Raw genomic sequence first — 15,118 nt, forward strand, 5'->3', positions numbered from 1 at the left:
TCCGGTTGGGCACCGATCAGGCGCGGCGGGCGACCTCGATCCCGTGCATCACGCCGCGGATCTCGGCCAGGCCCTTCAGGCGGCCGATCAGCGTATAGCCCGGGTTGACGCGGGTTTTCGCGATGTCATCGGCAAGCTGGTGGCCATGGTCGGGGCGCACCGGGATCTGCCAGTCGGCGCGGCCTTCGGCCAGACGGCGGGCCTGCTCGTCCAGGAAGACCTGGATCAGCGCGGGCAGATCCGAGGAGCCGCCCAGATGGTCGGCCTCATAGAAGGAACCATCCGCCTCGCGCTGCACATTGCGCAGATGGGTAAAGTGGATCTGGGCCGCAAATTCCTGCGCCATGGCGGTCAGGTCATTGTCCTCGCGCGAGCCATAAGAACCCGAGCAGAAGGTCAGGCCATTTGCCGGGCTTTTGACGCAATCGACGATCCGGCGTGCATCCTCGCGGGTGGAGACCACGCGCGGCAGACCAAACAGCGGGAAGGCGGGGTCGTCGGGGTGGATGCAAAGACGTGCGCCAACCTCTTCGGCCACCGGGACGATCTGCTCAAGGAACCAGGTCAGGTTGGCGGCCAGCTGGGCGCGGTCGATGCCGTCATATTCCGCCAGCGCCGCAAGGAAGCTTTCGCGGTCATAGCTGCGCTCGGTCGCAGGCAGGCCCGCGATCAGGTTCTTTTCGATCAGGGCGATCCGCTCGGGCGTCAGGCTGTCAAAGCGGGCTTTGGCCTCGGTGATCTGCGCGGCGCTATAGCCCGCTTCGGCGTTGGGGCGTTTCAGGACGAAGAGGTCATAGGCGGCACAGTCAAGCGCATCAAAGCGCAGCGCCAGACCGCCGCCCGGCATCGGATAGGCCAGATCGGTGCGGGTCCAGTCGCAGACCGGCATGAAGTTGTAGCAGATGGTATAGATGCCATTTGCCGCAAGATTGCGGATGGTTTGCTGATAATGCGCAACCCAGGTCTGGCGCTCGGGCTGGCCGAGTTTGATCGTATTGTGCACCGGGATGCTTTCGACCACGCTCCAGCGCAGGCCAGAGGCCTCGATCAGGGCTTTGTGCTTTGCGATCTCTTCGACCGACCAGACCGAGCCATCATAGATATGATGCAGCGCGGTGACGATGCCGGTGGCACCAGCCTGGCGGATTTCGTCCAGCGAAACCGGATCCCCCGGACCATACCAGCGGAAGCACTCTTCCATGAATTGCATCGTCGACTCCGTCAGATAAAAGAAAAAGCGTTCATCCCGGGCCGCGCGGTGGCGTGACCCGTTGGTTGGGTTTTTGGTCAGGGAAGGTTCGGCGCGGGCAACAGGGCCGCCCGCGCCGGGGTTGGTTTACTCTTCGATCACTGCGGGCAGGTCGAAGCCGAAGTAATGTTTGAAGATGGTGTTCAGCTCGCCGCTTGCGAGGTCAGCCTGCACCCATTCATCGACGGCCGCTTTCAGCGCGGGCTCGCCCTTGCGGATGCCGACGCCATAGGGCAGCTCTTTCAGCACGATTTTCGAGACCAGCGGATCCTGAGGACGACGCTCGTTGATGGCGTTCAGGATCCCGGTCGGGCCGACGAAATAGTCGTTCTGGCCCGAGACGACCGAGGTGATCACCGTCGGATTGTCGTCATAGCGCATGACGGTCACGCCGGGGATCTTCGAGGCTTCGGCATCATTGGTCGAGCCACGCACAACCGCAACCGACTTGCCGTTCAGATCGTCCAGCGTTTCAACCTTGGTGCTTTCCGTTGCGGCAACCAGGATCGGGATCACCGCATAGGCCTGCGAGTAGTCGATCACCTCACGGCGCTCTGGCGTCATTGCCAGCGCGGCCATCACCAGATCGGCCTTGCCGGTCAGCAGGAAGGGGATGCGGTTCGGGTCGGTGGTCTCGACGATCTCAAGCTCGACGCCCAGATGCTTGGCCAGCAGGCGGGCGGATTCCACCTCGGCCCCGGTCGGCTGCATCGAGGCATCCATGCTGCCCCAGGGGCTGGAGCCAAGGTCGATCGCCACGCGGACCACGCCACGCGCACGGATATCGTCAAGCGTATCGGCGGCGGCCAGGCCGGGGATCATGGTTGCGGCGATCAGGCCAGCGCTCAGCAGCAGGTTCCGTCTTTTCATCTTGCTCCTCCTTCAGGACAGATTACGTCTTTGTTTACAGGCCATTGCTGAGGAAGGCCCTCAGTTCCTGGCTTTGCGGGTTCTCCAGCATCGCGCCCGGTCCTTCCTCCTGGACCTTGCCCTTATGCATAAAGACGACCTTGTTTGCGACGCGGCGCGCGAAGGCCATTTCGTGGGTGACCAGCACCATGCTCATCCCGCCGCGGGCGAGATCTTCCATCACGCGCAGCACTTCGCCCGTCAGCTGCGGGTCAAGCGCCGAGGTGACCTCGTCGAAAAGCATCAGCTTGGGCTTCATCGCCAGCGAGCGGGCGATGGCGACGCGCTGTGCCTGGCCGCCCGAAAGCTGCTCGGGGTAGCTTTCGGCCTTGTCGGCCAGGCCCACCTTTTCCAGCACCTCATGCGCCAGGGCGCGGGCATCGGACTTCGACAGTTTCTTCACGCTGCGCGGCGCCAGCATGATGTTCTGCTCGACCGTCAGATGCGGGAAGAGGTTATAGCTCTGGAACACGATCCCCACATCGCGGCGCAGCGCACGCCGATCCAGCGCTGGATCGTGGATCTTGTGGCCGCAGACGGTGATCTCGCCCGAGTTGATCGTTTCCAGCGCATTGACGCAACGCAGCGCGGTGGATTTCCCCGAGCCCGAGGCCCCGATCACGGCGGTCACTTCGCCCGGGCCCACGTCAAAGGTCACACCTTTCAGGACCTCGACCGCGCCAAAGCTTTTATGGACATCGCGGAGACTAACGACTGCCGACATGGAGTTTCCTTTCAAGGCTGCGGCTCCACATCGAAAGCGGGAAGCACATCGCAAAGTAGAAGCAGGCGACGATCAGGAAGATCGGAAGCGGTTCAAAGATGGCGTTGTTGACCACCTTGCCGGCCTGGGCCAGTTCGATGAAGCCGATCACCGAGGCCAGTGAGGTGTTCTTGATGATCTGCACAAGAAAGCCGACGGTCGGCGGTGTTGCGATCTTCAGCGCCTGCGGCAGGATCACCTGGAACATGCGCTGAAAGCGGTTCAGGCCAAGGCAATCTGCGGCCTCCCACTGGGTTTTCGGAACCGACTGCAGACAGCCGCGCCAGATCTCGGCCAGGAAGGCCGAGGAATAGACCGTCAGCGCCGCCCCGGCGGAAATGATCGCGGGCAGTTTGTCAAAGCCCAGGATTGCGATCCCGAAATACAGCAGGAACAGCAAGACCAGCAGCGGCGTGCCCTGGATGATCTGGATCCAGGTGGCGGCTGCCAGCCGGATCAGGCGATTGGTCGAGATCCGGCCAAGCGCCACGATGAACCCCAGCACCGAGCCGCCGACAAAGGCGATCAGCGAAAGCCCGACCGTCCAGAGCGCACCATGGGCGAGATATTCGAACTGAGCAAGATTCAAAGGCATCATCTTCCCCTCCTCAGATGGTTGTGCCGAGCTTGCGCCGGCGCGGGAAGATCAGCTGCCCGAACAGGAAGAAGGCTGCACGGACGATGAAGGACAGCAGGATATAGATCACCCCGGCCACGATATAGGTCTCAAGCGCGCGGAAGGTTTCCGACTGGATGCGGTTGGCGATTGCCGTCAGCTCTTCGGCCGAGATCTGCGAGGTGATCGACGAGGCCAGCATCAAAAGCACATATTGGCTGGTCAGCGCCGGATAGACCCGTTCAATCGCCGGGCGCACGATCACATGCCAGTAGGTCTGCACCTGTGAAAGCCCAAGGCAGGTTGCGGCCTCGACCTGCGAGCGATGGATCGACTGCAGGCCGGCCCGCACGATTTCGCAGGTATAGGCGCCGATATTGATCACCAGTGCCGCAACGGCCGCAAAATTCGCCGAGACTTTCAGGCCCGCCATGGCAAAGCCGAAATAGATCAGGAAGATCTGGATCAGGAAGGGCGTGTTACGGATGATCTCGACATAGCTCGCAATCACCCATTTCAGCCAGCGCGGCCCATCTGCGCGGCCAATGGCGCAAAGCGTGCCCAGGATGCAGCCAAAGACCGTCGAGATTGCCGAAAGCTGCAGCGTAAGCCAGGCTCCGGCAAGGAATTGTGGCCAATAGGTCCACAGGAATGAGAAGTCGAACGTGTATGACAAGGCGTGATTTCCCGGCTCAGATCGCGGTTGCGCAGCTGTCTGCGAAAGATGGCGATGGCTTTTGACAGGCCAGACACAGGAAAAGAGATGAATTTCTCCTCCGGGCGCTTATCCTGGCAGATGCCTGACTGGCAGATGTCTGAAAGCGCGGGAAATCCCTTTGATCCTGGCCTGCCACGTGGCGGCGAAGACCACTCTCCCCTGGTCTCATTCGCGTCATGCACCCTCCCCGGTCCACAGCGTAAGTTCTTTATCGACAAAACACATAAATGCGCTATGCAGGTCAATATGTTTTTTATGGAAAATAGACATCCTCTGGTGGCGTCCCCGAAATGAAGACGAATTCCTTATTTAAAGCCTCGTATAATCAATGCCTTGATATGATTTCCGGGCTTGAGCCCGATGCTGTTTTTCCGACCGAAAGCAAGTTGTCCGACGCGCTTAAGATCAGCCGGACGACGGTGCGTGCGATCCTGAATCGGATGTCTGACGAGGGGATCATCCGGCTGCAGGGGCGCGAAAAGACATTGCTGCGTGCCCCTGTTCCGGGGGATCGATTCGCGCAAAACGTGGTCGAGCCGGTGTCGCGGATCGCAGAGAAACGGGTGATGGAATGGCTGGTCGGCCCCGATTGCGTGGTGGGGGCGCTGATCAACGCGCTTGATCTGTCGCGCCGCCTTGATCTTTCGGTTTCGGCGGTGCGCGATTGCCTGGCACGGTTCGAGCATTTCGGCATTGTCACGCGCGAGGAAAGCGGGCGCTGGCGCAGCCTTGGCCTGACCGCGGATCTGGTCAGCGAGCTTTTCGAGATCCGGGAAATCCAGGAATGCCGCGCGCTTGAGCGGTTGATGCTCTTGCCCGACAGCCATCCGGCCTGGGCAGAGATTCGCCGGATCGGGGCCCGGCATCAGCTGCATCTGGAGGATAAAAAGCTGCTGCTGCGCGAGTTTACGATCTACGATTCACAGCTGCACCTGACCATTGCCAGCGTGGCAAGCAACCGCTTTTTCATTGAAAGCCATTCGCTGATGGGGCTGATTTTCCCCTATCACTATGATACTGATATGGAACAGAATTTCGGCAGGCAGCGCCAGGCGGTGCTGGAGCATCTGACCTATATCGACGCTTTGATGCAGCGCGATCTGGCAGCCGCCAAAGAGGCTTGTCTTGCCCATTTGCATTCGGCGCTGGCAACCTTGCTGAACTCTATCGAGATGAAGGCCGGCGTCCTGGTCTTTCCGCAGGCCAGCCGCACATGACTGACGCACATGACTGACGCGCATGACTGGCGCACATGACTGGCGCGCAGGCGTAGGGCTGTGCCATCGGCCTGCGCAGCCTTTGCCGGCAATCACCTTTTGCCTGAGGTCAGCCAGACGCCCAGCATGGTGATCGCAAGTCCGGCGAACATGATCGGGGTCAGCGGTTCTGAAAACAGCGCCCAGGCCCAGATCATCGTGACCGGGGGGCTGAGATAGATCGCGGCGCTGACTCTGGCGGCGGGAAAGATACGCAGCGCGGTGTAATAGACCGAATAGGTCGCAAAGGTTGCGATCAGAACCAGCCAGGCGATCCCGGTCATGAATTGCAGCGTCAGCGGCGGTGCCAGCCCCTCGCCTGCGATCAGGGCGCAGGCTCCGAACAGAAGGGCGCTGGTCAGGGTGTGGATGCAAAGGCTCTGATACACCGGGATGTGCAGGATCGGCTGCCTGCGATGCAGGATCGAGGCCAGCGCAAAGACCAGCATCGAGGCCACCGTCAGCCCATAGGCCCAAAGCGGCGCGGTGCCAAAGCTCAGGCTGTCGAAGCTGACCACCAGCACGCCGCCCAGAGCGATGACCGTGCCCAGCCATTGCCGCCCCGTCAGGCGCTCGCCCAGCAGGGGCTGCGACATTGCCGCAATCGCCAGCGGCAAAAGGTCTGAGATCAGCGCCACGAGGCCGGTCGGAACCCGCTGGCCGATCGCCAGCGCAAAACCACCCAGATAAAGAAACACCGCCATCACGCCAAAGCCCATCTGCGCCAGAATGGCCCTGAACGACAGGCGCGGGCCGAAGGCGATTGCGAATGGCAAAAGGATCAGCCCCGAGATCAGCGTGCGCCAGAACAGCAAAAGCGCGATCCCGGCCTCTTCATTTGCATAGCGGATGCCGACGAAGCCGGAACTCCAGCCGACGATCAGCACGAAGGCCATGGCGGGCCACAAAAGCGGGTGATGGCTACGGATCGGCAGCGCGGTGGCAAGGTCGGACATTTCGCATCCCGGGTTGAACTGGATGGCCTTGCCTAAGGCCGGGCGCGACGATCTGCACATGACAAATTTCGATGCGATCATGACAATAGTGCCGCCAGGGTAATGAATCATTGCATCATCACCCTGGCTGGCGTCATACTGGCCTCAGTCAGGTCGAAGGTGCTTTAATGAGCGATTTCTCTTCCCGCCGTCTGGATATCGACGCCCTGCGTGCGGTCAGGGCGATCCGCCAGCATGGCGGTGTGACCCGCGCAGCAGAGGCGCTAGGGCTGACGCAATCTGCCGTCAGTCATAAGATCAAACGGCTGGAAAGCAGTCTTGATTGCGAGATCCTTGCCCGTAAGGCGGGTGCTTCGCTTTTCACGCAGCAGGGCGAAGAGTTGCTGACCTATGCCGATCGCATTCTCAGCCTGCATGACGAGGCGCTGCTCAGCCTGACCAAGACCGATCTCAGCGGCCGGATCCTGCTGGGCCTGACCGAGGATACCACCTGCTCGGATCTTGCGCGGATCCTTGGGCGGTTCCACCGGCTGCATCCGCAGGTTTCGGTGCGCATAAAGGTGCGGATGAGCCTGGTGCTGCGGGCCATGCTTGAGCGGGGCGAGCTGGATGCGGCCATTGTGCAGATCTTTGCCCATGAGATCCGGCCTGCCGATGTGGTGCTGCTGCGCGAGGGGTTGCATTGGGTGAAATCACGCGAGCTGGCGCTGCCGCCCGATGGCGCGGTGCCGTTTTTGTCCTTTGATGATGCTTGCTTTTATCGGCAATGGGCGCTGGATATCGGCCAGGACAGCGGGGCGATGCTGGAAACCGTGTTTGAATGCTCAAGTGCGGCAGGGATCACGGCGGCGGTGAATGCGGGGCTTGGCGTGGCCCTGCTGAGCGAGCGTCACATCGGCCCGGGGACCGAGGTGATTGCCGACAGGTTCCCCGCGCCGCCGGGGCTGGCCTATGTGATCCGACGCTCGCGCAAGGCGCGCAACCCTGCGCTGGAAAGCCTGATCGCAGAGGTAAGCGCCGAGATCGCGCGCAATGGCGGCCTGTCCCTTGCCGCCTGAAGGGCACAGCCGCGGCCGGGGCATATAGCCGTGAAAGCGCGCAAACCAGCCGCCGACTGTTGCGCATCGGAAGCGGCCACATGCGGATGCGGCGCAGAGCCGCGGTGAAATCTTGACAAATCAAGGTGGGAATTGCAGGGCGGTCTGATCTCTTTTCCCCCCACGTCATTCCCGGCGCGGCCTGCAGCCTTTCGGAGCTATTCTGATGGATGATGTAAGAGCAGAGCAGCTGGAACGCCTATACCGCAGCGAGCGTGAGCGTCTTTCAAAGATCGCGCATCGGCGGGTGGGGGCGGCGGCTGCGGCAGATGTCGTCCAGGACCTGTTTGCCGCGCTATGGGGCCGGGCGTGCGAGCATGTGAAATTCACGCCCTCTTATTTGGCCCGCGCCACACGCTTTACCGCGATCAGCCACTTTCGGGCCGAAAGCCGCCGCGCAAAAACCTTAAGCGGCCTGACCGAGGCGCAATATGCCGCGCCTGCGCTTTCGCCGGAACAGATCCTCGCCGCCCGCCAGGAGCTGCAGCGGACCGAGGCCGCCATTCAGGCGCTGCCAGTCCGAACCCGCCAGGTTTTCCTGCTGAACCGGCTGCACGGCTGCACCTATGACGAAATCGCCCTCGGGCTGGAGATCTCTGTCAGCACGGTCGAGCGTGAGATGGCGCGGGCGATCCTGGCCTGCCGGGCCGCGATCCCCGAAGCCGAACCGCCGCCGGCCCGCTGATAAGGGCGGGCCTGGGGGGTGCTGCCCCGATATGATTGCACTTGCGGAAAGCCAAATCCCGATGACCATCGACAGATCTGCTCAGCCTGGAGATGCGGCGCGCGTGGAACGTGAGGCGATCGCCTGGTTCACCCGCATGAATGGTCGCCCGACAATGACCGAACAGCGCGATTTTGATCATTGGCTGGCGGCCTCGCAGAGCCATGTCATGGCCTATCAGTCGGTTGTGCAGATGCTGGAAAATATCGGGCCGGGGGGGGCGGGCTTTGCCAGCGGCGGCGAGGATCTGGCCCTGCCTTTGCAAAGGATCGAGGCGCATCGTCAGAAAAAGAGCAGACAGCTTGCCGCCAGGATCGTGACGGGCGGCATCCTTAGCGCGGTGCTTGGTTTCTGGATCTGGCTGGAACACCCCAATGCCTTGCAGAACCTGGGTGCCGATTACGCAACGGCCCGCGCCGAGCGGGCGCGTTTCGTGCTGGCAGATGGCTCTGAGGTGCTGTTGGACGCAGATTCGGCGCTGGATGTTGATTTCACCCCGGGCGAGAGGCGCGTCCATCTCTTGCGCGGCTCTGCCGCCTTTACGGTTCGCCCCTCTGATCAGCCTTTCATCGTTGCGGCCGGCAAGGGTGAGGCGCGGGTGCTGGGCACGGTTTTCGATGTCAGCCTGCTGGGCGATCAGCAGGTGACGGTTACGCTTGCCAGTGGCAGCCTGCAGGTGACGACGGGCGGTGGCGGCGTGCTGCTTTCGCCCGGGCAAAGCGTCAGCTATGACAACCAGGCCCTGCGGCCCGTCGAAGCGGTGGATATTGCCGAGCGCACCGCCTGGCATGAGGGGCGGCTGATCTTCAATGATGCGCCGCTTGCCGATGTGCTGGAACAGATCGGGCGCTATCGGCGCGGCCGTATCGTGATCACCGATGCGGCCCTGGGGGCGCGCAGGGTCAGCGGCAATATCTCGCTTGAAAACGCCGATGCGGCCCTGCAGGCGCTGCAAACCTCGGTCGGGTTCTCGCTGACCAGTATTGCCGGGCGGGTGGTGATTGTCTCGCGCTGACGCCCCGAATCCACGGCTGTAAAACGCGCCGCATAATTTTTTGATTTTTTGTGAGGGGACCCCCCGGCCAGAGGCGATTGGTAATATGAGAGGGCCGTAGCCAGCAGATCCCGCCAATCTCTCTCGTCAGGTCAGATCAGGGAAAGAGGTTCCGAAACATGAACGCGAGAATTGGGCGCGGCACGCTGATGGCGCTGATGGCGGGCACCATGCTGGCGCAGCTGCCGAACGGGGCATTTGCCCCGGCGATGGCACAGGAAACGGCGCGGGTCTATGCGTTCGACATCCCCGCGCGGGCCATTCGCGCTGCGATGAATGATATCGTGCGGATCAGCGGCATTGATGTGGCCTTTGCTGAAACGCCCGCCGCCTCGGCCCGGGGCAATGCGGTGCGGGGCACCATGACGCCCGAACAGGCGGTGGCCAGGCTGCTGGCGGGATCGGGGCTGTCCTATCGGTTCACCGATGCCAATACCGTCACCATTCTGGACAAAAGCCAGACCAGCGGCGCGGTGACCAATGAGGGCGCGGGCAATCTGGGCACCATCATCTTGCAAGCCGGGCCCGCAACCGAGGGCACCAACAGCTATACGACCAATGCCAGCACGATCGGCAAAACCGCCGAGACCCTGCGCGAGACGCCGCAATCTGTCAGCGTGATTACCTCGCGCCAGATCGCGGATCGCGGCTTAAGCGATCTGGGCCAGGCACTGAACACCGCGACCGGGGTCACCGTCACCCCCGACCAGTATTACAGCGCTGGCCGCTTCTTCGCCCGCGGGTTTGAGATCACCAATCTGCGCCTTGACGGCGGGGCGGTCGGCGTCACCAGCACTTTCGATGCGATCAGCAGCGTCGGCCTGTCGCGCTATGACCGGGTCGAGGTTTTGCGCGGCGCGGATGGTCTTTTCTCGGGCAATGGCGAGGCGGGGGGCGTGATCAGCCTTGCGCGCAAACGCCCGCTGGCCGGGCGCCAGAGCACGGTTGAGCTGGGCTACAGCGATTTCGGCCCTGGCCGCGCCAGCTATGATTTCAGCACGCCCCTGAATGCGGCGGGCAGCCTCCGCGCGCGGCTGATCGTCTCCACTGAGAAAGGGGATGCCTTTTATGATCTGGGCAAGCGCGACAACCGTTCGCTCTATGCGATTTTTGAGGCGGATCTGGGCGACAATACGGTCCTGACCTTTGGCGGCAGCTATGACCGCCAGAAAAGCACTCCATGGAGCGGCGGCCTGCCGCGCTATCTGGATGGCTCGGATATCGGGCTTGCGGTTGAAACCAGTCTGGGCACCGACTGGGCATCGCTGGATCACAAGGGCTGGGAGGTTTTCGCCGGGCTGCGTCATGATTTCGGCGCGGGCTGGGTCTGGAACAGCAATCTCACCTATGCGCGGCATGATTATCTGGGCCTTTACGGCTATATGGCGGGTGCGGTTGACCCTGCCACCGGTGATGGGCTGGTCTATAATGGCTCGCATAACTGGGGCAAAGGCTATCAGCTGCAGGCGGACAGCAATCTCGCCGGGCAGCTGGATCTTTTCGGCCTGCCCGCCGATGTGGTGGTGGGGCTGGATTACGCGAAACACAGCTCTGACGTCAGCCGGGCAGAATTCACCGGGCCTGCGGTCAATCTGGCCAATATCGGCAGCCAGGGCTGGCCGATTTCAATCGTGCCCACCTTCCCGGGCGACTACCGTTTCAACTTCCACCCCTATGAGGAAACCCGGTTCGGCGCTTATGGCCGGGCAAAGCTGCATCTGAACGATACGACCCGGATCATGCTGGGGATGCGCTATGGCAGCTATCGTTTCTCTTTCCACCGGGCCAGCTATAACCGCGATGGCTCGGTCAACTGGACAGAGGCGCTGGATTACGCCGACAATGGCGTGCTGACGCCTTTTGCCGCCATCTCGCATGATCTGAACGGCTCCTGGACGGCCTATGCCAGCTATGCCGCGATCTATCAGTCGCAGTCGCGCTATCTCAGCGGGCCCGAGCCTGGCCTGCCGCTGGATCCGATCACCGGCGAGACCTTTAAGACCGGTCTGAAGGGCGAGCTGTTTGACGGCGCGGTGAACACCTCTTTGGCCGCCTATTACACGCGGCGTCAGGGCGAGGCGGTTTATGATCCGCGCTATAGCGGTGCCTATAATCCCGGCAATGGCAGCAATTGCTGCTATACCGACAGCGGCGAGGTAACCAGCAAGGGCATCGACCTCGAGATCTCGGGCGAGGTCGCGCCGGGTCTGCAGCTTTTCGCGGGCTATACGCTGAACCTTAACAAAAACAGTGAAACCGACGCGCTTTACAGCTCTGTCACGCCCAAACATATGCTGAAGATCTGGGGGAATTACACCCTGCCGGGTGAGTATTCCGCCTGGTCGCTTGGCGCGGGGGCCCGGGTGCAATCTGCGACCGGGGTCAGCGGCACGGAATGGGTGTCGGACGGCGCTGGCGGCTGGGTCGGTCTGCCCTTTGACTTCGGGCAAAGCGGATATGCCGTGGCCGATATCAGTGTGCGCTATGATTTCAATGAGAAATCCTCGCTGGTGCTGAATGTGAACAACCTCTTTGACCGGCGCTATTATGCCCAGCTTGGCACGCTGTCGAAGAACAACTTCTACGGGGCCCCGCGCGAAATCGCGCTGACCTTCCGCAGCACGTTCTGAGCCTGATGCATTGCGACAAAAGCCCCCGGGCCCGGGCGGATCTCCCGGGGCCGGACCACGGATCGCTGCAGGCAAGGGTCTGCGGCCAGGATGGGATCATCATGAAACATCCTTTGTCTGCCCACCTTCGGCGGCTGTTGCCTGCCATATATGCACTGAATCTTGCCGTTCCGGCGCTGAATCTTGCCGTTTCGGCATTGGCCCTTGCCGTTCCGGCGCTGTCAATTTCCACCCCGGCGCTGGCCGAGGCACCTGCCACCACCGCCACTGCTACCACCGCCACTGCCATCCCGGCTGAGACGGTGGCGCTTGCTGCTGCGATCACCCGCACGGACAGCATTCCCGGCGCCTATGAGATCGTTCACTGGCCCGAAGAAGGGCTGCTTTTTGTAGCCTCGGTGCCCTCATTCGAGAATGCCGGGCTGGGCTATATCCATGTTCTCGACGCCAGTGATCTGCGGCCGATCCGCCAGATCCAGCTGAAGCGGCGACCCTTCGCGCTGGCGCTTGATCGCAGCACCGGGCGTCTTTACGCGGGCCATACGATGGATGGCACCATGAGCGTCATCGACGCGCGTGGCGGCCAGCTGCTGGCCGAGATCCAGCTGGGCCAGCCCCTTCCCGATGGCGGGGTCGAGCGCAGCCGGATGATCCTGCCCGATACCGCGCGGGGGCTTGCCCTGGTCACCAGCCCGTCAGAGCCTGGTCTGGTATGGGTGGTGGATCTGCCGACGGGCAAGATCCTTCACCGCATCGGGGGGGGGTTATGGCCTGCCGGGCTGGCGCTTGATGAACAGAGCGGGAATTTCTTCGCCAGCGGCGGCGGCATCAGTGAGATCAGCGTCATTGATCCGCGTGCGGGCAAGGTGATCAGCACGATCAGCACCGGGGATACCGTCGAAGAGGGGGCTGCGGCCTCACAGCATTTCTTCGTCAATCTGGCGGCAGATCAAAGCGGGAGGCGGCTTTTTGCGGCCGATGCCAATACCGGGGCGGTCTATGTTTTCGACATCGCAACCGGCCGCCAGCTGGCGCGGGTCGATACGGGGCCGGGCACGCTGGATCTGGTCTATAGCGCGGCGCGTGACGAGATCTGGGTCACCTGGCGCGGGGTGACCGGGCGCGATCCGAACGGCGAGGGCGGTCTGACCGTCATCGACGCGGCCAGCTATAGCGTCCGCAGCAAAATCCCGCTGCCAGTGCATCCAAACAGCCTGGAGCTGAGCGAGGACGGCCAGACGCTGTTTGTAACCGTTAAAACACCCCATGAAGACAGCCATCCGTCCTTCCGCCCCGGTGCGCTGGATTCGGTGATCCGGCTTGACCTTTCACGGCTGCCAAAGATGCAACCCTGAGGCCCTGAGGCCCTGAGGCCCTGAGGCCCTGAGGCCCGGGGTTCTGATGTCCGGGCCAGCCCGTCATCCCCTGAAATATGGGGGGGTGACGGTCAGGCCATACCGCCAGCCGTTACGCCGCAGATTTCCATTCTGCGGGGCTGATATAGAGAATGGTGCCATCGACGCTGACCATCACCTCGCCATCCTGCACATTGACCTGCAGTTTCATCGAGCGATTTGCCTGTTTCGCCAGCCCGGCAGTGTCATCGGGCGTCAGGCTGACCACCTGCAGATTGTCAAAACGTGCCGAGCTGCCTTTGATCTTGTCCCACCAGATATCGGCCTGCCTGCCGCCATAGGCGTAGACGGTCACCTTTTTGGACTTGCTGCAGGACTGCCGGATCACCTTTTCGCTGGGCAGCCCCAGACAAACCCATAGCTCCAGCTCGCCGCTCAGGCTTTTTTGCCAGATATCCGGCTCATCCTCGGTTGAAATGCCCCGGGTCATCTCAAGCCCCTCTTCGGCATTCAGCGCGAAAGCCAGAAGGCGCAGCATCAGCCGCTCATCCGTTTCAGACGGATGTTTGGCGACGGTCAGCCTGTGGGTCTCGTAATAGTGGCGGTCCATATTGGCCACCGACAGCTCGACTTTGTAGATGGTGGCATTTTGCGCCATGACCGGGCCCCGGATGTGGATGATGAGGGTGCATAATGCGTTCTGCGCGGATGGGTAAGCGTAAAACCTTCACCGCCCGCGCCATGCTTTGCTGCAAAGGCACGCCTGGGTCAGGGAGCGCAGCCGGCAGAGGCCGTAAAGACCCCCCTCAGATATCTCACGATGCAAGCATCCGCTGCACAATCGGGGAAACGATGTCCAGGATCAGCGCAAGCGCCGCGCGTGCCGCTTCGGGGTCAGAGGGAAGCTCATATTCCGCAAGCTCCAGCCCGATGATCTGGTCTGAGGGGATCCCGGCCAGTATCGCCTGCAGCTGATTTGGCAGCACCCCCTGCGCCACCGCATAGGCGGCGGGGATAAGGCCTGGCTCCATGACGTCCCAGTCGATGTGAATCCAGACCGGACGGCGGCCCAGCCAGCTTTGCACGGCACCCACAGTCAGCTGATCCGGCGGCAAAACCTGCACCGCATGTTGTGCGATATGCGCGGCCTCGGGGGCGTCGATGTCGCGTGCGCCCAGGATCAGCGTGCGCGCGGGTGCTATTCCGGCACCATGGCCGCTTTGCCACAGGCCAGAAGCTCCGGCCAGCGCCATACCCCCCAGATAGCCAGAGCCGGTTGTTGCCGGGGTGTTGTAATCGGCATGGGCGTCGATCCAGATCAGGGCAAGATCGCTGACGCTTGTGGCGGCCGCGGGCAATGTCGCAAGGCTGGCCGAGCAGGTATTGGCGATCACAATGGCCCTGCCCTGACAGGAAAGGGCGGCGCGGGTGGCCTGGGCCAGCTGACGCAGGACCGGGCCTGCCTCGTCCAGCGCGACATCCCAGTTGTCAGCGCGGTGGCCACCGTTCTCAGTCGCCTGATCCGCACAGTCTGTGATGTTCAGCGCAAATTTTTCTGCCAGCGCTTCGGCCAGGCTCTTTGCCCCGGGAATGGCACCGGCTGTGCGGTCGGCGATGCGCGCCTGTGAAAGAATGATCCCAATTCTGGCCTCTGGTGTCACTTGATATTTCCCTTCAAACATATCGCAGAGCAGAAAGACAATCTGCCGCTTTGTCAACGAAGGCACGGCGGCCTGGCTGGTGCCGCCGGGACCGCCCCGACCGCCAGGCGCAACAAAGACACACCGCGCA

Annotated in this window: 15 protein-coding genes; 7 read left to right on the plus strand and 8 right to left on the minus strand. The window is 62.2% G+C overall.

Going from position 1 to position 15,118, the window contains the following annotated elements; genetic code table 11:
* Nucleotides 1-16: 16 nt before the first annotated feature.
* From uxuA to HOY34_RS12695, 5 genes are all read right to left on the minus strand, one after another.
* On the minus strand, nucleotides 17-1,210 hold the full coding sequence (gene uxuA / locus HOY34_RS12675; protein ID WP_366926958.1) for a mannonate dehydratase: 1,194 nt from the start codon (nucleotides 1,208-1,210) through the stop codon (nucleotides 17-19).
* A gap of 126 nt (nucleotides 1,211-1,336) precedes the next feature.
* Nucleotides 1,337-2,119: a transporter substrate-binding domain-containing protein gene (locus HOY34_RS12680; protein WP_172363416.1), complete on the minus strand. Its 783-nt coding sequence runs from the start codon at nucleotides 2,117-2,119 to the stop codon at nucleotides 1,337-1,339.
* A gap of 34 nt (nucleotides 2,120-2,153) precedes the next feature.
* Entirely contained in the window at nucleotides 2,154-2,882 is a 729-nt protein-coding gene (locus HOY34_RS12685) for an amino acid ABC transporter ATP-binding protein (protein ID WP_172363418.1), read from the minus strand.
* A complete protein-coding gene (locus HOY34_RS12690) occupies nucleotides 2,866-3,519 on the minus strand; it encodes an amino acid ABC transporter permease (protein ID WP_216654737.1) in 654 nt (217 codons plus the stop codon). The genes HOY34_RS12685 and HOY34_RS12690 overlap by 17 nt, the downstream gene beginning before the upstream one ends.
* Before the next feature lie 10 nt (nucleotides 3,520-3,529).
* Complete coding sequence (locus tag HOY34_RS12695; RefSeq protein WP_172363420.1) at nucleotides 3,530-4,213, minus strand: amino acid ABC transporter permease; 684 nt, start codon at nucleotides 4,211-4,213, stop codon at nucleotides 3,530-3,532.
* 87 nt (nucleotides 4,214-4,300) lie between these two features.
* Between HOY34_RS12695 and HOY34_RS12700 the strand changes: the two genes are divergently transcribed.
* Both HOY34_RS12700 and HOY34_RS12705 read left to right on the plus strand, forming a co-directional pair.
* Complete coding sequence (locus HOY34_RS12700) at nucleotides 4,301-4,549, plus strand: hypothetical protein (protein ID WP_172363422.1); 249 nt, start codon at nucleotides 4,301-4,303, stop codon at nucleotides 4,547-4,549.
* 44 nt (nucleotides 4,550-4,593) lie between these two features.
* The gene (locus HOY34_RS12705; RefSeq protein ID WP_301538903.1) at nucleotides 4,594-5,472 is read left to right on the plus strand and encodes a GntR family transcriptional regulator; all 879 of its coding nucleotides are present in this window, start codon (nucleotides 4,594-4,596) and stop codon (nucleotides 5,470-5,472) included.
* A gap of 92 nt (nucleotides 5,473-5,564) precedes the next feature.
* Here the strand turns inward: HOY34_RS12705 and HOY34_RS12710 are convergent, their stop codons facing one another.
* Nucleotides 5,565-6,467, minus strand: a complete 903-nt coding sequence (locus HOY34_RS12710) for a DMT family transporter (RefSeq protein WP_172363426.1) — start codon at nucleotides 6,465-6,467, stop codon at nucleotides 5,565-5,567.
* Nucleotides 6,468-6,634: 167 nt separating this feature from the next.
* Here HOY34_RS12710 and HOY34_RS12715 point away from each other — a divergent pair, with 167 nt between their 5' ends.
* From HOY34_RS12715 to HOY34_RS12735, 5 genes are all read left to right on the plus strand, one after another.
* A complete protein-coding gene (locus tag HOY34_RS12715; RefSeq protein WP_172363428.1) occupies nucleotides 6,635-7,525 on the plus strand; it encodes a LysR family transcriptional regulator in 891 nt (296 codons plus the stop codon).
* A 205-nt stretch (nucleotides 7,526-7,730) separates the two neighbouring features.
* Complete coding sequence (locus tag HOY34_RS12720) at nucleotides 7,731-8,249, plus strand: RNA polymerase sigma factor (RefSeq protein WP_172363430.1); 519 nt, start codon at nucleotides 7,731-7,733, stop codon at nucleotides 8,247-8,249.
* Between the two features lie 61 nt (nucleotides 8,250-8,310).
* Nucleotides 8,311-9,303: a FecR family protein gene (locus tag HOY34_RS12725; RefSeq protein WP_172363432.1), complete on the plus strand. Its 993-nt coding sequence runs from the start codon at nucleotides 8,311-8,313 to the stop codon at nucleotides 9,301-9,303.
* Nucleotides 9,304-9,461: 158 nt separating this feature from the next.
* Nucleotides 9,462-11,972, plus strand: coding sequence for a TonB-dependent siderophore receptor (locus HOY34_RS12730; RefSeq protein WP_172363434.1), 2,511 nt, complete (start codon nucleotides 9,462-9,464; stop codon nucleotides 11,970-11,972).
* A 101-nt stretch (nucleotides 11,973-12,073) separates the two neighbouring features.
* Entirely contained in the window at nucleotides 12,074-13,327 is a 1,254-nt protein-coding gene (locus HOY34_RS12735; RefSeq protein ID WP_172363436.1) for a YncE family protein, read from the plus strand.
* A gap of 112 nt (nucleotides 13,328-13,439) precedes the next feature.
* Here HOY34_RS12735 and HOY34_RS12740 read toward each other — a convergent pair whose 3' ends face one another.
* Entirely contained in the window at nucleotides 13,440-13,985 is a 546-nt protein-coding gene (locus HOY34_RS12740; RefSeq protein ID WP_172363438.1) for a YaeQ family protein, read from the minus strand.
* A gap of 157 nt (nucleotides 13,986-14,142) precedes the next feature.
* A complete protein-coding gene (locus HOY34_RS12745) occupies nucleotides 14,143-14,988 on the minus strand; it encodes an arginase family protein (RefSeq protein WP_172363440.1) in 846 nt (281 codons plus the stop codon).
* Nucleotides 14,989-15,118: the final 130 nt, after the last annotated feature.

It is taken from the genome of Pseudogemmobacter hezensis (genome assembly GCF_013155295.1).
Classification (GTDB): domain Bacteria; phylum Pseudomonadota; class Alphaproteobacteria; order Rhodobacterales; family Rhodobacteraceae; genus Pseudogemmobacter; species Pseudogemmobacter hezensis.